The 16,975-nt window shown below is 62.7% G+C and carries 18 protein-coding genes; 7 read left to right on the top strand and 11 right to left on the bottom strand.

Translation table 11 applies throughout. The features are described 5' to 3' along the window. Positions 1-459 carry a MaoC family dehydratase gene (locus FQ746_RS07380; RefSeq protein ID WP_144108293.1) on the top strand — a complete coding sequence of 153 codons (459 nt, stop codon included), beginning with the start codon at positions 1-3 and terminating at the stop codon, positions 457-459. Continuing rightward, complete coding sequence (locus FQ746_RS07375) at positions 456-938, top strand: MaoC family dehydratase (protein ID WP_144108292.1); 483 nt, start codon at positions 456-458, stop codon at positions 936-938. Before FQ746_RS07380 ends, FQ746_RS07375 begins: the two co-directional genes overlap by 4 nt. Positions 939-971: 33 nt before the next feature. On the opposite strand, the gene FQ746_RS07370 is transcribed toward FQ746_RS07375, so the two are convergent. Then, the gene (locus FQ746_RS07370) at positions 972-2,237 is read right to left on the bottom strand and encodes an acyl-CoA dehydrogenase family protein (protein ID WP_144108291.1); all 1,266 of its coding nucleotides are present in this window, start codon (positions 2,235-2,237) and stop codon (positions 972-974) included. Between the two features lie 2 nt (positions 2,238-2,239). On the opposite strand from FQ746_RS07370, the gene FQ746_RS34725 reads away from it, so the two are divergent. Continuing rightward, the gene (locus tag FQ746_RS34725) at positions 2,240-2,392 is read left to right on the top strand and encodes a hypothetical protein (protein ID WP_186310669.1); all 153 of its coding nucleotides are present in this window, start codon (positions 2,240-2,242) and stop codon (positions 2,390-2,392) included. Here FQ746_RS34725 and FQ746_RS07360 read toward each other — a convergent pair. From FQ746_RS07360 to FQ746_RS07345, 4 genes are all read right to left on the bottom strand, one after another. Continuing rightward, positions 2,371-3,477, bottom strand: coding sequence for a phosphotransferase (locus FQ746_RS07360; protein ID WP_144108290.1), 1,107 nt, complete (start codon positions 3,475-3,477; stop codon positions 2,371-2,373). The genes FQ746_RS34725 and FQ746_RS07360 overlap by 22 nt on opposite strands. A 20-nt stretch (positions 3,478-3,497) precedes the next feature. After that, on the bottom strand, positions 3,498-4,172 hold the full coding sequence (locus tag FQ746_RS07355) for a histidine phosphatase family protein (protein ID WP_144108442.1): 675 nt from the start codon (positions 4,170-4,172) through the stop codon (positions 3,498-3,500). A gap of 71 nt (positions 4,173-4,243) precedes the next feature. Beyond that, a complete protein-coding gene (locus tag FQ746_RS07350; protein ID WP_144108289.1) occupies positions 4,244-5,032 on the bottom strand; it encodes an oxepin-CoA hydrolase, alternative type in 789 nt (262 codons plus the stop codon). Beyond that, complete coding sequence (locus FQ746_RS07345) at positions 5,029-6,621, bottom strand: 3-hydroxyacyl-CoA dehydrogenase (RefSeq protein ID WP_144108288.1); 1,593 nt, start codon at positions 6,619-6,621, stop codon at positions 5,029-5,031. The genes FQ746_RS07350 and FQ746_RS07345 overlap by 4 nt, the downstream gene beginning before the upstream one ends. A 123-nt stretch (positions 6,622-6,744) precedes the next feature. Here FQ746_RS07345 and FQ746_RS07340 point away from each other — a divergent pair, with 123 nt between their 5' ends. Then, complete coding sequence (locus tag FQ746_RS07340) at positions 6,745-7,392, top strand: glutathione S-transferase family protein (protein ID WP_144108287.1); 648 nt, start codon at positions 6,745-6,747, stop codon at positions 7,390-7,392. Between the two features lie 115 nt (positions 7,393-7,507). On the opposite strand, the gene FQ746_RS07335 is transcribed toward FQ746_RS07340, so the two are convergent. Together FQ746_RS07335 and FQ746_RS07330 are read right to left on the bottom strand one after the other, a co-directional pair. After that, positions 7,508-8,680: a pyridoxal phosphate-dependent aminotransferase gene (locus FQ746_RS07335; protein WP_144108286.1), complete on the bottom strand. Its 1,173-nt coding sequence runs from the start codon at positions 8,678-8,680 to the stop codon at positions 7,508-7,510. A 151-nt stretch (positions 8,681-8,831) separates the two neighbouring features. Next, entirely contained in the window at positions 8,832-9,329 is a 498-nt protein-coding gene (locus FQ746_RS07330) for a putative toxin-antitoxin system toxin component, PIN family (protein ID WP_144108285.1), read from the bottom strand. Between the two features lie 57 nt (positions 9,330-9,386). Between FQ746_RS07330 and yaaA the strand changes: the two genes are divergently transcribed. Further along, positions 9,387-10,169 (top strand): peroxide stress protein YaaA, encoded by a 783-nt coding sequence (gene yaaA / locus FQ746_RS07325; RefSeq protein WP_144108284.1) that lies wholly within the window; start codon positions 9,387-9,389, stop codon positions 10,167-10,169. A 34-nt stretch (positions 10,170-10,203) separates the two neighbouring features. Further along, positions 10,204-11,358, top strand: coding sequence for a carboxypeptidase family protein (locus FQ746_RS07320; protein ID WP_144108283.1), 1,155 nt, complete (start codon positions 10,204-10,206; stop codon positions 11,356-11,358). A gap of 67 nt (positions 11,359-11,425) precedes the next feature. On the opposite strand, the gene FQ746_RS07315 is transcribed toward FQ746_RS07320, so the two are convergent. From FQ746_RS07315 to FQ746_RS07300, 4 genes are all read right to left on the bottom strand, one after another. Then, a complete protein-coding gene (locus FQ746_RS07315; protein ID WP_144108282.1) occupies positions 11,426-12,034 on the bottom strand; it encodes a BspC domain-containing protein in 609 nt (202 codons plus the stop codon). A 120-nt stretch (positions 12,035-12,154) separates the two neighbouring features. Beyond that, positions 12,155-12,829, bottom strand: a complete 675-nt coding sequence (locus tag FQ746_RS07310; protein ID WP_144108441.1) for an energy-coupling factor ABC transporter permease — start codon at positions 12,827-12,829, stop codon at positions 12,155-12,157. A gap of 111 nt (positions 12,830-12,940) precedes the next feature. Then, the gene (locus FQ746_RS07305) at positions 12,941-13,855 is read right to left on the bottom strand and encodes a helix-turn-helix transcriptional regulator (protein WP_144108281.1); all 915 of its coding nucleotides are present in this window, start codon (positions 13,853-13,855) and stop codon (positions 12,941-12,943) included. A gap of 205 nt (positions 13,856-14,060) precedes the next feature. Continuing rightward, positions 14,061-15,275, bottom strand: coding sequence for a DUF2863 family protein (locus FQ746_RS07300; protein ID WP_144108280.1), 1,215 nt, complete (start codon positions 15,273-15,275; stop codon positions 14,061-14,063). A 212-nt stretch (positions 15,276-15,487) separates the two neighbouring features. Here FQ746_RS07300 and FQ746_RS07295 point away from each other — a divergent pair, with 212 nt between their 5' ends. Next, positions 15,488-16,600 carry an AI-2E family transporter gene (locus tag FQ746_RS07295; RefSeq protein ID WP_144108279.1) on the top strand — a complete coding sequence of 371 codons (1,113 nt, stop codon included), beginning with the start codon at positions 15,488-15,490 and terminating at the stop codon, positions 16,598-16,600. Positions 16,601-16,975: the final 375 nt, after the last annotated feature.

The raw sequence follows: 16,975 nt of genomic DNA, 5'->3' as shown, positions 1-16,975 counted from the left end.
ATGGGCTTGAGTTTCGAGGATATGGTCGTCGGCTCGGTCACCGAGATCGGCAAGCATACGTTCACACGCGACGAGATCGTCGCGTTCGCCGAGCAGTACGATCCGCAACCCTTCCATGTCGACGAGGCTGCTGCCGTCGAGTCGCCGTTCGGCGGCCTGGTGGCAAGCGGCTGGCAAACGTGCTCCATCATGATGGGTCTGCTGGTGCGCAACGTGCTCGCCGGCTCCACGTCGATGGGCTCTCCCGGTATCGACGACATCCGCTGGCTGAAGCCGGTACGTGTCGGCGATACGCTGACCATGACCAACGCCGTGCTGGACAAACGCGTCTCGGCCAGCAAGCCGGATCGCGGCATCGTGTCGACGCAGTGGGAAGGAGTCAACCAGCACGGCGAAACCGTCGTTACGGTGCGGTCCAAAGGTCTGTTCGGGCTGCGCAATCCGGGAGCGGCGGCATGACGGAGCCAGTCTCCGCTAATGTCGCCGGCCCCGTCGCCAGCGCTGCGGCTCTGCGTGACAAGGTCGGCGCCGCGCTGCTCGTGAGCGAGTGGGTGACGGTCGACCAGGCGAGCGTCGACCGGTTTGCCGATACGACCGGCGATCACCAGTGGATTCATACCGACCCGGAACGGGCCCGGCGCGAATCGCCGTTTGGCGGTCCTATTGCGCATGGGTTTCTGACGCTGTCGCTGATTCCAGGACTACTGGAAAAAACGGTCGCGCTCGAGCAGCGCATGGGCGTGAACTATGGATTGAATCGCGTGCGCTTCACGTCGCCGGTGCCGGTCGGCTCGAACTTGCGGGCGAGTTTTGCGGTGGAATCGGTAACGGACATCGACGACGCGGGCGTGCAGGTCGTCTGGCACGTCACGCTCGAATTGCAGGGCAGCGAGCGGCCTGCCTGCGTTGCGGAATTCATCACGCGCCATTACTTCTAGCGCGCAACGAAAACCGCGAGAACGCCGCAGGCGTCAGATTTGCGCTGGCTTCGGTTGCCCTGCATCCGAAGCCAGCGTCACCGTCTCCCGATACTGCGAAAGTTCGAGCTTGGCAATCGCGTTGCGATGAACTTCGTCGGGACCGTCGGCGAAACGCAGCGTACGTGCCGACGCGTACGCATAAGCGAGCGGGAAATCGTCGCTGATGCCGCCGCCGCCGTGCGCCTGGATCGCCCAGTCGATCACCTGACACGCCATGTTGGGCGCGACCACCTTGATCATCGCAATCTCGCCGCGCGCGCCTTTGTTGCCCACCGTGTCCATCATGTAAGCCGTCTTCAATGTGAGCAGGCGTGCCTGTTCGATCAGGCAACGCGCTTCGGCGATACGCTCCTGCGTCACGCCTTGTGCCGCGATCGGCTTGCCGAACGCAACGCGCTGCAGCGTGCGCTTGCACATCAGCTCGAGCGCGCGTTCGGCGAGACCGATCAGACGCATGCAGTGATGGATGCGTCCCGGTCCGAGCCGGCCTTGCGCGATCTCGAAACCGCGGCCTTCGCCGAGCAGCATATTGCCGGCCGGCACGCGCACGTTGTCGAGCGTGATCTCCATATGGCCATGCGGCGCGTCGTCGTAACCGAACACCGTGAGCGGCCGGTGCACGGTGATGCCGGTCGCGTCGGCGGGGACCAGAATCATCGATTGCTGTTGATGCCGCGGCGCGTCGGGATCGGTCTTGCCCATGACGATGTAGATCTTGCAGCGCGGATCGCCCGCCCCGGACGACCACCACTTGTGGCCGTTGATCACGTAGTCGTCGCCGTCGCGCACGATGCTCGTCTGGATGTTGGTGGCGTCCGAGGAAGCCACGTCCGGTTCGGTCATCAGGAAGGCCGAGCGGATCTGGCCTTGGAGCAGCGGTTCGAGCCATTCGCGCTGGTTGGCTTCGCTGCCGTAGCGCTCGATGGTTTCCATGTTGCCGGTATCGGGCGCGCCGCAGTTGAACACTTCCGGCGCCCACGGTACGCGGCCCATGATTTCGCACAGCGGCGCGTATTCGAGATTGGTCAGCCCCGCGCCGCGAGTCGATTCGGGCAGGAACAGATTCCACAGTCCTGCGTCTCGCGCTTTCTGCTTGAGTTGTTCGACCAGTTCGGTCGGCAGCCATGCGTTGCCGCTGTGCCGGTTGCGCGCGATCTCCGCGTAAAACGCCGACTCGTTCGGATAGATATGCTCGTCGAAAAAAGCGAGCAGTTTGCTGCGGAGTGCCTGAACCTTCGGGGTGTAATCGAAATTCACGTATGACCTCGCGGGTAATGAATTGCCGTGCTTCGTTCTTGCCGCTGCCGCTGCCGCTGCCGCTGCCGCTGCCGCTGCCGCTGCCGATGCCGCTGCCGATGCCGATGCCGCTGCCGATGTGTTACCAGCCCGCTCAGCGGACCTTTTGCGCGTAGCGCCAGGCCAGTTCGGCCATCGGTCTTGCGCGCCGGCCGGCGTCGAGCGCCTCTGCGCTGGCCGCGGTGCCGTCGACGACGCGCTTCATGATTCCCTGCAGAATCGCGGCAATGCGGAACATGTTGTACGCGAGGTAGAAGTTCCAGTCGCCGTGGATTTCGAAACCGGTCCGCCGGCAATACCGCTCGACGTACTGCGCTTCGTCGGGAATGCCGAGCGCGGCCCAGTCGAGGCCCGCGATGCCGCGAAACTGCGCGGGGTCGACATGCCAGGCCATGCAGTGATAAGCGAAGTCGGCGAGCGGGTCGCCGAGCGTCGACAACTCCCAGTCGAGCACCGCGAGCACGCGCGGCTGTTCGGGATGAAAGATCAGATTGTCGAGCCGGTAGTCGCCATGCACGATCGACGCGCGTTCGCCGGTTTCAGCCGGTAGATGGTGCGGCAGCCATTCGATGAGCCGTTGCATCGCCTCGATCGGTTCGGTTTCGGACGCCAGGTACTGCTTGCTCCAGCGGCCGATCTGCCGCGAAAAATAGTTGCCCGGTTTGCCGTAGCCCTCGAGCCCCACTGCCGTGACGTCGACGCTATGCAAAGCCGCGATGACGCGATTCATCTCGTCGTAAATCGCCGCGCGTTCGGTGGGCGACATGCCGGGCAGGGATTGATCCCATAGCACGCGGCCCTCGACGAACTCCATCACGTAAAAGGCCCGTCCGATGACGCTCTCGTCCTCGCACAACGCCAGCATTTGGGCGACCGGCACGTCGGTGTCGGCGAGCGCGTGCATCACGCGGTACTCGCGCTCGACCGCGTGCGCGGACGGCAACAGCTTCGCGGCGGGGCCCGGTTTCGCGCGCATCACGTAAGTGCGCGACGGTGTGATGAGTTTGAACGTGGGATTGGACTGGCCGCCGGCGAACTGTTCCAGCGTGAGCGGGCCGGCGAATCCCTCCACGTGTCGCGCTAGCCATGCAGCAAGCGCATCGCTGTCGAAGCGCTGTCTATCGTTGACCGGACGTGTGCCTTCGAATGCCGAGTAATCGGTTCGATCGTCCGGTTCGCCGGATCGTGGGGCTTGCACCATGTGTCTCCTCCAGTTCGGGTTCAACTACGCCTGTATTGAGTGAATTGTGCGTAGAGCATTTCCATCGTGGTATTTCGGACGTCGCGATGGAGCGGCGACGGCGGTGAGTAATTGATCGTGCGTAACACCCAGTCGCGCGGTGCGGCGCCCACGTCGAGAGCATTGATGCAGCCGGTGGCCTGCGCGAGATGGCCGAAAAATGTTCGGCCGCCCGCCGTGAGCGCGTGCGAAAGAATGGCCCGGTTGACGCCGCCATGCAGCACCAGCAGCACGGTGTCCCACGACGAGTCGTCACGCAGCGCGGCCACGGCGGGCAGCACGCGATCGAACAGCGCGCCGATGGTTTCGCCGTCGAGAAAACGCGTGGTCTCGGGGACGATGCCGTCGAACACGCCGAGAAACGCGGCTTCGATATCCGCGCGCGGAATGTTGCCTAGCTTGCCGCCGCGAATCTCCTGCCACGCGGGTTCGATCTCGAGTTCGATCGTCTGGCCGGTCTCGGCGAGCACGCGTTGCGCGGTTTCGATCGTACGCGGCAAGCCGCTGACGATCACGCGGTCGAAGCGCGCGTTCTGTTCGGCGAACACGCGGCCTGCCGCGCTCGCCTGCTCGCGTCCGTTGGCGTTCAACGGCACCGTCTCGGGATCGATCGCGCGGCCCGAGTCGTCGAAGTACGTGACGTCGCCGTGACGCATCAGAAAGATGCGGCGGCGCTTGGGCAACTGATAAGCCTGATCGGCGGGCAGGGACGCTTCGGTCACGGGATTCACCTGTAGAGCGGTGCGCGTTTTTCGAGGAACGCCGAGATGCCTTCCAGCCCGTCGCGATGATGCAGCGACGCGACGAAGCTGTCGCGCTCCGCGACCAGATGATCGGCGAGCGGCTGGCTACCCGCTGCGGCGACCAGACCTTTGATGCGTGCCACGGAGTTCGGCGAAATCTTGCCGAGTTCGTCGGCCCACGCCACGGCGGCGTCGAGCACACTGCCTGTTTTGGCGAGCCGGTTGACGACCCCGAGTTCGTGCAGACGGAGAGCGCCGATCGGTTTGCCTTCGATCAGCACTTCGGTGGCGAGCTGGCGCGGCAACGCCTGGCTCAAGAACCACGAGCCGCCGCCATCGGGCGTCAGGCCGACCCGTGCATACGACATCACGAACCTGGCCTCCTCGGCGGCGACGATCAGATCGCAGGCGAGTGCAAGCGAAAAGCCCGCGCCCGCGGCCGCGCCGTCCACGGCGGCAATCACCGGCTTGGACGACAGGCGCAGCGCGGAGATCCACTCACCGAGCAGATCGATACTCTCGGCCTGCACCGACGGATCTTTCGCGCGGTTCTCCAGCAAGCGGTTCAGATTGCCGCCCGCACAGAAGAAGTTGTCGGCGCCGGTAATCACGATGGCGCGGATCGACGGATCGCGTTCGACCGATTCGAGGGCTTCGATACCCGCCGCATACATGTCGGGATGCAAAGCGTTGCGTGCGCCGGGGTTGGACAGCGTCAGGACCAGCGTGGAATCGCTGCCGGTCGGGCGCGAGCTCAGAAGTTCGGCGCTCATCGTTGGTTCTCCGTGGAAGTGTCGTGAGTAGGGCTTGTGGGGTCTGCGTCGCTGGCGTCGAGTGCATCGCTTTGCGTGAGCGACAGACCGAGTTGCGCGCGCCGCAGCAGCCAGGGCGACGGGCGATAGCGCGGATCGCCCAGCACGGCGAAGATGTTGCGCAAAATCGCGAGGATCGTGCCCGAACCGAGTGTATCGCCGAGCGCGAGCGGCCCGCGTGGATAGCCGAGACCTAGCGTGACGGCAAGGTCGATGTCTTCCGGCGAGGCGATCTGTTTCTGCGCGATGTCGCAACCGATGTTCACGATGGTCGCCACCACGCGCTGCGCGACGAAGCCGGTCGAATCGCGAATCACCGTGACCGGCACGCCGTCGGCGGCGAACAGTGCGTGGGCCGATTCGCGGGCGGCGCGCCCGGTGGCGGGCGTGGTCATCAGCGTGCGGCGTTTTGCGGTGGCGAGCGGGAATAAAGCGTCGATGGCGACCACGCGGGTGGCGTCCAATGCTTCGTCGACCGCAGCCGTGGTCGCGTCGTGCCCGAACGGCGTCACGACGATCAGCGAGTGCGGGCCGGGCGTGGCGCCTTCGTCGAGCGCGACGCCGGCGTTGTCCACGAGTTGCGCGACGGCGTCGTGAGCCGCGGGGTAGCGCTTGCTGATCCACACACTGCGCGGCAGTTCGGTCGGCGTCGCGGCTTCCGGCGGCACTTGTTGTTTGCCGTCTTCGTAGCGGTAAAAGCCTTCGCCGGTTTTCCTGCCGATCAGGCCGCCCGCTAGCCGCGTGCCGGTAATCGGCGACGGCGTGAAGCGCGGCTCTTCATAGAACTGGTGATAGATGGACTCCATGACCGGATGCGACACGTCGAGCGCGGTCAGGTCGAGCAACTCGAACGGTCCGAGCCGAAAGCCCGCCTGCTCGCGCATGATGCGGTCGATGTCGACGAAGCTCGCGACGCCTTCGCCGGCCACGCGCAGCCCTTCGGTGTTCATGCCGCGGCCCGCGTGATTCACGATGAAACCCGGCATGTCTTTCGCGCGCACCGGCATGTGACCGAGGCGCCGCGCCAGCGCCATGAGGGCGTCGCCGGTTGCGGGTGCACTGCGCAGACCGTCTATTACCTCGACGACCTTCATGAGCGGCACGGGATTGAAAAAGTGGTAACCGGCGACGCGCGATGGATCGGTACAGGCGGCGGCGATAGCCGTAATCGACAACGACGAGGTATTGGAAGCCAGAATGCAGCGGTCGCTCACCACCGTTTCGAGTTCGCGGAACAGCGCCTGCTTGACGTCGAGTTTCTCGACGATAGCTTCGACGACCAGATCGCAGTCCGCCAGGTCGGCAATCGTATGCGCGCCCGCGACGCTCGACAGCGCGGCCAGTGAGCGCGCCTGATCGAGCTTGCCTTTCGCGGTCAATTTCGCGAAAGTGTCGGCCAGGTAGTCGCGCGCGGCGCCGATCGCAGCAGGATTCGTGTCGTACAAACGCACGGTGAGTCCGGCCAACGCGGCAAGCTGGGCAATGCCGCGGCCCATCGCGCCGGTTCCGACGATGCCGATAGTCTCGATGCTGGGATTGCGAGAGGTCATTGTGATGCTCGACTCCATGGTTTTTTTAGATTAGCACGATCGTGCAATTTACTGGATGATGCTGCGCAGACCGCCAGGATAGTCACGAGCGGTCTCGTACAACTCAAAAGAAGGAGACACCCGATGATCAGGCTGTGCGGTTTTGCGCTCTCTAACTACTACAACAAAGTGAAGTTCGTGCTGCTCGAACACGGCATTCCGTTCGAGGAAGTCTCGGTGCTGCCGAGTCAGGACGAAGCCGTGCTCGAACATTCGCCGCTCGGCAAGGTGCCGTTCCTGCAGACCGAAGAAGGCGATCTGTGCGAGTCGCAATGTATCGTCGAGTATCTCGCCGCGCGCTTTCCCGACAAGGCTATTTTCCCGGCCGACCCGTGGGAAGCAGCCAAGCAGCGCGAATTGATTTTTTTCGTCGACGTTCATCTCGAACTGACGGTGCGCAATCTCTACAAGGAAGCCTTTTTCGGCGGGACCGTGACCGACGCGACCAAAGGGCGAGTAGAGAAGTTGCTCGTGCATCACATCGCCGGCTTCAAGCGGATTGCGAAGTTCGGGCCGTATTTGCGGGGCGAGCATTTCAGTGTCGCCGACGCCGCCGGCTTCGTCAGCTTGCCGCTGGTTGGAATGGCCACGCAGACCGTTTACGGCCGCGATCTGCTGCTCGATGCGGGCATCGACTGGAAGCGCTACGTAAAGGCGATCAACGAACGGCCGGCCGCGCAGCGTGTGACCGACGACCGGAAAGCGTATATCGCCGCATCGCGGCCGGCGTGAGCGGTGAGACGGGTGTGACAGGTGATTCCGCAGGTTCGGGCGGCGCGCCGCACTCGCCGGCGTTGCGCGCGATGATGAAGAACCGGAGTCCGTTCGTAGCATCGCGCGCGGTGTCTTAAAGCCGGGCCAGCCGTTCGAGTGCGGTGGCCAGCGTGCTTTCCTTCTTGGCGAAGCAGAAGCGCACCACGCCCGATTCATGTGCCTCGTGATAGAACGCCGAGACCGGAATGGCCGCGACACCGATCTCGCCGGTCAGCCATTGAGCGAACTCGGCTTCGGGCAAATCGCTGATGGCCGAGTAGTCGACGCACTGGAAGTACGTGCCGGTGCAAGGCAACAATTTGAAGCGCGAATTCGCGAGTCCCGCGCGGAAGAAGTCGCGCTTCTTCTGATAGAACGCCGGGAGGTTCACGTACGGCGCCGGGTCCTGCATGTAGTCGGCGAGACCGACCTGCATCGGCGTATTCACGGTGAACACGTTGAACTGGTGCACCTTGCGGAACTCCGCGGTCAGTGCGGCCGGTGCAGCCACGTAGCCGACCTTCCAGCCCGTGACGTGATAAGTCTTGCCGAAGCTCGACACCACGAAACTGCGTTGCGCCAGTTCGGGATAACGGGCCACGCTTTCGTGCGGGGCGCCGTCGTACACCATGTGCTCGTAGACCTCGTCGGACAGGATCAGCACGTTCGTGCCGCGCACGATCTCTTCGAGCTTGCGCATGTCTTCGGCGCGCCAGACCGTGCCGGTCGGATTGTGCGGCGTGTTGATCAGCAATAGCCGCGTTTTCGGCGTGATGGCGGCGGCGAGTTTGTCGAACGGGACCGCATAGTCGGGCGCGTCGAGCGTGACGAACACCGGTTTTCCGCCGGCCAGTTCGATGGAAGGCAGGTAGCTGTCGTAAGTGGGTTCGACCACGACCACTTCGTCGCCCGGATGCACGCAACAGAGAATCGCGGTGAGCAGCGCTTGCGTGGCGCCCGCTGTTACGGTGATTTCGCTGTTCGCGTCGTAGCGGCGGCCATACAGATTCGCGATCTTGTCCGAGATGGCCTGACGCAGCGGCGCGGCGCCGGCCATTGGCGGGTACTGATTGTGGCCCGCGCGCATCGCGTTCGACACCGCGTCGACAATGCGCGGATCGCATTCGAAGTCGGGAAAGCCCTGGCCCAGATTCACCGCGCCTTTTTCAGCGGCGAGCGCGCTCATCACGGTGAAAATCGTCGTGCCTACATTGGGTAGGCGAGACGGGAACGAGGGAGTGGTCGGGGTAACGTGCGGTGCATTCATGGCGCTGTCCGAAGCGTGGGCTAATGAGGTGGCAGTTGGGTCGATCCCGAAGACCGACTAAAAACCTTCAGGCCTGATTGTAGGGAATCGCGGCGGCGCGTGGGCGGCATTGCCGCGGGATTAGCCATCCGGATAAGCCATCCTGACAAATTCACGCCGTTGCACCCGCAACGGAGTCTGCGGAATCCGCGCCGATGGCTACGACGAACGGCGCCGGCTGTGCAATCTGAAAACCGAAATCGCGGGCGATGCGTTTGGCCAGTTTCAACACGGCGCGATCTTTCGATACCAGCCAGTCGGCGTGCGCCGCGTGCGCGAGCTCGAGAAACTTCTGATCGTCGCGGTCTTTGCATTTGGGCAGCGGCTTCGCGTCCGCCGCCGGCGGTGCGGTTTCGACCTGCTGCGTCAGGCGGGCGACGATGGCGAGCGCGGCCGCTTTATCCACCTTGCGGTGCACGAATTGCGGATAGTCGAGTACGTAGGTGAGTTCGGCGAGACAACGCGCGTCGATCAATGCGGCGAGCGTGCCGCTTTCGAGCGCGGCGCGAATCGGTCGCGTGTGCGGATCGTCGAACACGAGAATATCGATCCAGACATTGGAGTCGAGGACGACGCGCAAAGCGCCGTGTGAGGCATGGGAACCGGGCATTCGTTACAATCTGGCTTTCGTCTTTGACCGCCAGGCACGGCGTGCCTGCAAGCCTCTATGATAATCGTTCTGTCGCCGGCGAAATCGCTCGACTACGACACCCCACCGCACGTCAAAAAGCACACTATCCCCGATTTCGTCGACGACGCTGCCGAACTGATCGGCGGATTGCGCCGTTTGTCGCCGCAGCAGATTGCGTCGCTGATGGATATTTCCGACCAGCTGGCGCACCTCAATTTCCAGCGCTACGCCGACTGGTCGCCGAGCTTCGATACCCGCAATGCGAAGCAGGCGGTACTCGCGTTCAACGGCGACGTGTACGAAGGCTTCGATGCGAAGACGCTCTCGTCGGCCGATCTGGATTACGCGCAAAGTCACGTGCGCGTGCTGTCCGGGCTTTATGGCCTGCTGCGGCCGCTCGATCTGTTGCAACCGTACCGGCTGGAGATGGGTACGCGCTTCGCCAATCCGCGCGGCAAGGATCTGTACGCATTCTGGGGCGAGCGCATTACGCAGGCGCTCAATGCGCAGTTGAAGCGGAACACCGTGGCGTCGCGCGTGCTGGTGAATTGCGCGTCGAACGAATACTTCAAGTCGGTCAAGCCCAAGCTGCTCGAGGCACCGGTTCTCACGCCCGTGTTCGAAGACTGGAAGGGCGGTCGCTACAAGATCATCAGTTTCCACGCGAAGCGCGCACGCGGTTTGATGGCGCGCTATGCGGTTGAAAACCGCCTCGACAAGCCCGAACAGTTGAAGACGTTCGACTCGGAAGGCTATGCGTTCGACGCCGGCGCGTCGAACGATTCCACTTACGTATTCCGCCGCCGCATCGCCGATTGAGCGACTGTTGCGCGCACTAGCGGGGATAAGCATCATGACTTTATCGATTACGAGCCAGTTCGACGCGGGCGCGATCGACGTGCTGTCCTGCGAGCAGGCGGACGCCATTCGCCTGCGCGTGCGGCCGGACAGTCACGCCGAGTTCGCGCAGTGGTTCTACTTTCGTCTGTCCGGCGCGGCCGGCGAGCGTTGTGTGATGACGTTCGAAAATGCCGCGGCCTGTGCATTCGCCGAGGGCTGGCGCGACTATCGGGCAGTGGCGAGCTACGACCGGGTGAACTGGTTTCGCGTGCCGACTTCGTACGACGGCCGCGTGCTGACCATTGAGCACGCGCCGGAATTCGACCGCATTTACTACGCGTACTTCGAGCCGTATAGCGAGGAGCGTCATTCGGAGTTCCTAGGCGCCGTGCAGCAGATGCCGCAGGCAACGCTCACGGAGTTGGGCAAGACCGTCGAGGGCCGGCCGGTGTCGCTGCTGACGCTGGGTACACCGCCAACCGGCGGGACGCCGAAGAAAAAAGTCTGGCTGATCGCGCGGCAGCATCCTGGCGAGACGATGGCCGAGTGGTTCATCGAAGGTCTGGTTAAACGTCTCGCAGGCTGGGGCGATTGGGCGGGCGATCCGGTTGCACGCAAGCTCTACGACCGGGCCGTGTTTTACATCGTGCCGAACATGAATCCCGACGGCAGTGTGCACGGCAATCTGCGCACCAACGCAGCGGGTGCGAATCTGAACCGCGAGTGGATGGAACCGGACGCTGCGCGCAGTCCCGAGGTGCTGGTCGTGCGCGACGCCATTCATGCGACGGGCTGCGATCTGTTCTTCGATATTCACGGCGACGAGGCGCTGCCTTATGTCTTCGTGGCAGGCTCGGAGATGTTGCCGGGGTTCACCGAGCAGCAGGGGCGCGAGCAGAAGGCGTTCATCGAGGCATTCAAGCAGGCGAGCCCGGACTTCCAGGACAAGTACGGTTACGCGGCCAGCAAGTATCGCGAAGACGCGTTGAAACTCGCTTCCAAATACATCGGCAACGAGTTCGGCTGTTTGTCGCTGACGCTGGAAATGCCGTTCAAGGACAACGCCAATTTGCCCGACGAGCGCGTCGGCTGGAACGGAGAGCGCAGCGCGTCGCTCGGCGCCGCGATGCTGCAGGCAATCTTGCAGCACGTGGAGACGTTCGGCTGAGTTCAGACCGACTGGCTACGGCAGTTGAAAAAAAGCGGCCCGCATTGATGCAATGCGGGCCGCTTTTTCATTTCGACGATTTCTTTTTGCTCGCGGATTTGCCGGACGATTTCGCCGTCGATTTTTTCGCGCCCTTGCCGCTAGCGGCATGCTTGCCTCTCGCACCGCCATGCTTGCCGCTCGCACGGGAATGCGACGACGAACCCGAGCTTTGAGCGCGGGCCGGCGGCACCGGGTCGTTCCAGCTGAATGCCAGCATCTGCGCGCCGACGTAGCCACAGCGGAACTTCAGGGCTGCCGGATCGCCGTCGCCGCTCTGCCGGACACCGAGTCCTTCGACGGTGACGATGTTGTCCACCTTGACGCGCTGCTTGGCCTCGTCGAACGAATCGTTCCATGGCGTGACCGACGCATGAGCGCTGTCGAATGAACTGGGCGGGAATTCGACATGGTCGAAGGCAGTGGATGTGCTTGCAACAAAGTCGCCATGAGCGGCGCAGTCCGCGACTAGCGGATCTGCATGCATGTCATTGACAAACCTGTTGACGAGATCGTTGTGCTGTTCGAGTTGATCGGCGAATGCGGGAGCAGTGCATATGAGCGAGAGAGCCGCCGCACATGTTGCCAACCGTCCGATCAACCGCAGCAATCGGCGCGGTACGTTGGTGCGATCCATCAAGTTCGTTAGACGCTAAGAGGACATGAGGCACGTAAGATGCCTGGCAAGCGGGGGGAGTTCAATCCTGACACAAATATTTTGTCCTTTTCTTTGTCCGTCTTCTGTCCTTCAGTCGCTTCAGGTACGCGGGCCACCGAGGCGATACCGACGCACATCATACGTGGTCACCCACGCTGGACGATAAATCGCGATCAGCGCCGTCGACATTCCGGTGAACCACGCTTCGCCGGTCGCCAGCAGAAATACGCTGAACGCGTAACCGACGGGCACGACGGTCATCGACCCGCCGGCGAGTTCCACGTGAATGCCGAGGGCCGCGACAGCCGTAAGCGACACGGCGATGGCAGGCGAAACAAAGCCTTGACCGAGGATGAACATGAAGAGACTGCGTGGGAGCCAGGCGATGCTCGCGCGTTGGACCAGAGTCGAGATGCCGACCGGCAACGCTCCGAAAACGAGGAAGGTGAGCGCGATGCCCTGCCAGGGCGCATCGAAAACAACGGCAGCGACACCGGTGATGACGGCCATCGCAATCAATGCGAGAGCCCAGTCGAACAGGGTCATGACTAACGTTGCGCCGAGCAGATGCATGACGGTGCCGTCGTCGAGCCAGGCATTGCTAGCCCACAGCACCGACACCGCGACGATGATCGCGAGCCAGACATGCTGCAAGGTGCCGTCGTGAAGTCGTTTGAAAGGATTTTTCCACAGCGCGAGCGCGACCACGATCGCGGTGGTGATCCAACCACCGACAGCGACCCAGAATGGAAGCGGTGTGTAGAGGAAACCCATGTATCTCATATTACTCGTTGGACGAGAAAAAATGTTAGCGGATTCCGTGCCAGGCGACGCGGAACTCAACTGGAACCAGGCGCCGCCGTTCGTGAGGGAACGCGACGGGCGTCAGGTCGGATCTTGCGCAGTCGGCGGCGATGGAAGCCCGCTGTTTGCGTTAGGTCCTGCGATTCCCGTGCGTCCGGAGGGGATCGAATCGCGATACGGTGGAGTGGGCTCGGCAGCCATCGGGAGGAGACTGGTCATGTCGTTCGCCGGCAACGCATACTGGAAGCGCCGGCGCGCGCGACGTCGCAATGGGACACGGCCGGGCTGTCCCATGAGCGGCCGGATGGACGCTTCGCTACCGTTGCGCAAAACCTGCAGATGCGCCGACAGCCAGCCGTTGTATAGCGCCACCGCCGCAGCGCGATTCGGTGCGCCGAGTTGCTGGAATATGCTGGTCAAGTGAATCTTGACCGTGCCCTCGCTGATGCCGAGTGTGCGCGCGATCATCTTGTTGGTGCTGCCCATATGAACGCAGCGCATGATCTGCTCCTGGCGCGGCGATAGCCCGCTCGACAGTCGGGCACGCCGGGGCGGCGGGTTCTTCTCGTCGAACGGTCGCAGGGTGATGTCCGGCGGCAACGGAGGATCGAGCGCGAGCGCGCCTGCTGGAACGTAGTGGCCGCCTAGCAGGACCATCTCGAACGCCCGCACGATCAGGCATGGATCGGTCTCGCGAGGTACGACGCCGAGCACGCCTTCATCCATGAGTTCACGCACGACGGTTGGCGATATCCGGTCCATGAGCACGGCGATGCGCAGGTCGGGGTAGTGACTGAGCAGATTGCGTGCGTCGGCAACCGACATCCAGTCCTGCCAGTCGATCACCAGCAGATCGGGCCGCTGACGCTTGAGCGTGCGTTCGACCTGACGCCAGTCCTGCGCTTCGTTGAAACGCGCGAGCCGGTCGATTTGCCGCAGCAGTGCTTTGAGCCCATCGCGTCGTTCCGCGTCTGAGTTGAGTATCGAGAATCGCATGCATGTCTCCAGATGAGTCGGCGAAGTGGCGCGATGCGTTCGTACCTGGCCATCGAGCCAGGCGCGGTGCGATGCGTCGCCCTGCATATGATGACAAATTCGCTTCCATTTGACGGCCTGTCCAAAAGGCATAGGAAAAAGTGACAAAAAAAGCCCCGCATGTAGCGGGGCTTCTGTTTGGACGATCATTTGATCGGGTTCGGGCTCAGTGGAAGTGCGGTTGAGCGGGCTCCGCGTCTTCAGGCATTTCGGCATGAACGATTTCGCCGAGCGGATCCGCATACAAGGGAACGCCGCAGTCGTCGCAGTACTCGGGTTCGAAGCGACCGGCATGGCGACGTATTTCCGTTACGCCCGTTTCCTTGAGCAATGCGACGATCTCCTCGAGCGGGTCATCCGATGCGGCGGTTTCCTGCGGTTCTTCGTCGATACCCGGCTCGCCGTTTTCGCGACCGTAGAGCGGCCAGACGACGCCGTAGATCACATCGTTGCTGCCGCGGCGGGTGAAGCCGACGCGATATTCGTCGATCCGACGTTCGCCGAAACCCGCGACGACCGCGCGCAACTCCTGAGGGGCGGCGCCGATCGTATCGAACAGATAGCGCACGGCGGTGCGTACCGTGTGGGGCCGCACGCGTTCGTCGGCGTCGCGGCAGGCCGAGTAGTACGCATCCGGCAGCAGGCACTCGAATTCACAACCGGGCAAGACCAGCGACAGATTGGCGCCGCCTTGCGTGGTCCACTGTTCGAGACATTGGCCACGCTCGATGCGGCTGCCATGCTCCTCTTCCTGCCAGCGGAAAATCGGCTCGCCTACCGGGGCTGCAACTACGGCCAGTAGAAAACGCGGGTCGGCGAGGATTGGCGAGGTCTCAGGCAATTCGCCAAAATTGAGCTTGACGTTGCTGCCGGTCAATGCGGCTTGAGCAAGTTGCTGGGCGATGCGCCATGTTTCGACGTGATGGCGCGGCAGCTGGTCGATGCTATACATGAACGGCGCCAGCGCAACGCGCGTATTGCCTGCCAGCACATGCGCCTGCAGATGCGCGCGCAGCGCGTCGGCCGCCTCGACCTTGAGCGGGCCCGAGGGAATCATGTAGCGGGTCCAGGCGAGGACGGGCGCGGCGATCAGCAGCACCTCGTAGGGCGTGCCGTCATGGTCGACGACGAACGATTCACTGTGCGTTTCCGCCATGTCGGCGAGCGCGCCATAAGCGTCCGGATGATTTTGCTGCAAGTGATCGAGCGCGGCGTCCAGCGTGGTCTGGTTGGCGTGGCGGACGATCTTGGCGAGCAGTGCGTCGAGTTTCGCTTCCCAGAAGCGGTCCTCGGTGCGGCTGCCCGACGCGAAAAGCGCGAGCGAAAGACCGACGAGTTTGTCGGCATCAGGGGGGAGACGTTTGGCGATTCGCGAGCGCATAAATCCAGAAATTGGGGGGCACAGAACCTTATATTCTATTCTTTTCTATGCCGCCATATTATTTGGCCGGCACTCCGGGGCAGATTAGGACGTTTCAGCGCACGAATTCGGATGCTGGCGGGAGTCCGGAGTCGCCCGGCCGCACGCCGCAATGGTATAAAACTTACCCGCGCGAAAAGTTTGAGGTAGTTGGTGCTAACAGGAGATTCAAAGTGAAGTCCGACCAACTGATCGAGCGTCTTGCTGCCGTCTTCGCGCTAATTATTCTGGTGGGCGGCTCGCTGCTGGTGCTGGCGCCGTTCACCACGGCGCTGCTCTGGGGCGCGATTCTCAGCTATAGCTCGTGGGGGCTGTACCGGCGTCTGACTGCGGCAGTCGGCGGGCGCAGGAAATTGGCTGCTACGCTGATCGTGCTCATCATCCTGATCGTGGTTCTCGGGCCTTTCGTCTACGCGGGATTCGCGTTCGGCGCGCATGCACGCGAAATTGTCGCTCTGGTGCAAAGGCTCTTCGAGGCGGGCCTACCCGACCTGCCGTCGTGGGTCGGGCGAATTCCGCTAGTCGGTTCGAGTATCGAGGCGTTCTGGGAGCGCGTGACCAGTAGCAATTCGGAGTTGATCGCCCAGTCGCGAATGTTCGCGGCGCCTGCGGGCAGGTGGATCCTCGGCGCTGCTATCGCGGTAACCCACGGCTTGGGTTTGCTGGCGTTGAGCATCGTGCTCGCGTTCTTCTTTTATACCGGTGGCGAGGGGGCCGCGGCGTGGCTCAACGCCGGCATGCGTAGGATCGCCGGCGAGCGCGCCGATTACCTGCTCACGTTGGCGGGCAGCACGGTGAAGGGGGTTGTCTACGGCATTCTCGGCACGGCGCTTGTACAAGGGATCCTGGCTGGATTCGGTTGCTGGATTGCAGGCGTGCCGGCGGCGGCTCTGCTGGGTCTTGCCACCTTCTTTTTATCGGTGATACCCGGTGGCCCGGTAGTCGTATGGTTGCCTGCAGCAATCTGGCTCTACCACGGCGGGGCGACGGGATGGGCCATCTTCCTGGTCGTTTGGGGCGTGCTGGTCATCGGTATGTCCGACAACGTTATCAAGCCTATCCTGATTGGAAAAAACAGCGATATGCCGCTTATCCTTGTGATGTTGGGCATCTTGGGCGGGGCTTTCGCATTTGGTTTTCTTGGTGTTTTCATTGGCCCAACTTTGTTGGCCGTGGCTTATACCGTGTTGCATGACTGGACCATTGGCGCACAAGCGGGACGGTCGTCCGTCGGCGCAGTAGTGCCGTCGCTCGACGAACCGGCACGCGTCGAAAAGCAACCTTGAAGAAATTTCAGATACCCCTTGCAAGCCCTGCGTGGCCTCGCTAGAATCTCGCTCTTTCGTGCTTCGGACAGCGGGGCACGGGGAGGCGGGGAGCCAGTAATGGCGGGGGTTTGCGGCACGCTGGACGGGTTGGAAAAGTTAGAAAAACCTGTTGACGGCGTAGCGGAAGTTCTCCATAATCTCGTTTCTCTGCTGCAGATGCAGCGACGCAGAACGGGGCGGTAGCGGTGAAGTTGGCCGGTGCGGTTCGGGTAGTGAGTGCGTAATCGATCTTTAAAAATTAACAGCCGATAAGTGTGGGCGCTTGATGCGCGATGCGCCGGCGGGCTCTTCGGGGTTTGCCGGGTAAAGCGAAAGTATCAAGTCTCACACAGT

Source organism: Paraburkholderia sp. BCC1886 (assembly GCF_900996245.1).
GTDB lineage: Bacteria > Pseudomonadota > Gammaproteobacteria > Burkholderiales > Burkholderiaceae > Paraburkholderia.
Note: the sequence above shows the minus strand (reverse complement) of the source record. Positions and strands in the feature narration are given on the sequence as shown.

What these genes read in the sequence shown, in the direction of transcription:
- FQ746_RS07310 (WP_144108441.1), bottom strand. Translation starts at nt 12,829, where the DNA reads ATGGGTTTCCTCTACACACCGCTTCCATTCTGGGTCGCTGTCGGTGGT.
- FQ746_RS07320 (WP_144108283.1), top strand. Translation starts at nt 10,204, where the DNA reads ATGACTTTATCGATTACGAGCCAGTTCGACGCGGGCGCGATCGACGTG.
- FQ746_RS07340 (WP_144108287.1), top strand. Translation starts at nt 6,745, where the DNA reads ATGATCAGGCTGTGCGGTTTTGCGCTCTCTAACTACTACAACAAAGTG.
- FQ746_RS07300 (WP_144108280.1), bottom strand. Translation starts at nt 15,275, where the DNA reads ATGCGCTCGCGAATCGCCAAACGTCTCCCCCCTGATGCCGACAAACTC.
- FQ746_RS07380 (WP_144108293.1), top strand. Translation starts at nt 1, where the DNA reads ATGGGCTTGAGTTTCGAGGATATGGTCGTCGGCTCGGTCACCGAGATC.
- FQ746_RS07350 (WP_144108289.1), bottom strand. Translation starts at nt 5,032, where the DNA reads ATGAGCGCCGAACTTCTGAGCTCGCGCCCGACCGGCAGCGATTCCACG.
- FQ746_RS07330 (WP_144108285.1), bottom strand. Translation starts at nt 9,329, where the DNA reads ATGCCCGGTTCCCATGCCTCACACGGCGCTTTGCGCGTCGTCCTCGAC.
- FQ746_RS07345 (WP_144108288.1), bottom strand. Translation starts at nt 6,621, where the DNA reads ATGACCTCTCGCAATCCCAGCATCGAGACTATCGGCATCGTCGGAACC.
- FQ746_RS07355 (WP_144108442.1), bottom strand. Translation starts at nt 4,172, where the DNA reads ATGCGTCACGGCGACGTCACGTACTTCGACGACTCGGGCCGCGCGATC.
- FQ746_RS07375 (WP_144108292.1), top strand. Translation starts at nt 456, where the DNA reads ATGACGGAGCCAGTCTCCGCTAATGTCGCCGGCCCCGTCGCCAGCGCT.
- yaaA (WP_144108284.1), top strand. Translation starts at nt 9,387, where the DNA reads ATGATAATCGTTCTGTCGCCGGCGAAATCGCTCGACTACGACACCCCA.
- FQ746_RS07305 (WP_144108281.1), bottom strand. Translation starts at nt 13,855, where the DNA reads ATGCGATTCTCGATACTCAACTCAGACGCGGAACGACGCGATGGGCTC.
- FQ746_RS07335 (WP_144108286.1), bottom strand. Translation starts at nt 8,680, where the DNA reads ATGAATGCACCGCACGTTACCCCGACCACTCCCTCGTTCCCGTCTCGC.
- FQ746_RS07360 (WP_144108290.1), bottom strand. Translation starts at nt 3,477, where the DNA reads ATGGTGCAAGCCCCACGATCCGGCGAACCGGACGATCGAACCGATTAC.
- FQ746_RS34725 (WP_186310669.1), top strand. Translation starts at nt 2,240, where the DNA reads ATGACCTCGCGGGTAATGAATTGCCGTGCTTCGTTCTTGCCGCTGCCG.
- FQ746_RS07315 (WP_144108282.1), bottom strand. Translation starts at nt 12,034, where the DNA reads ATGGATCGCACCAACGTACCGCGCCGATTGCTGCGGTTGATCGGACGG.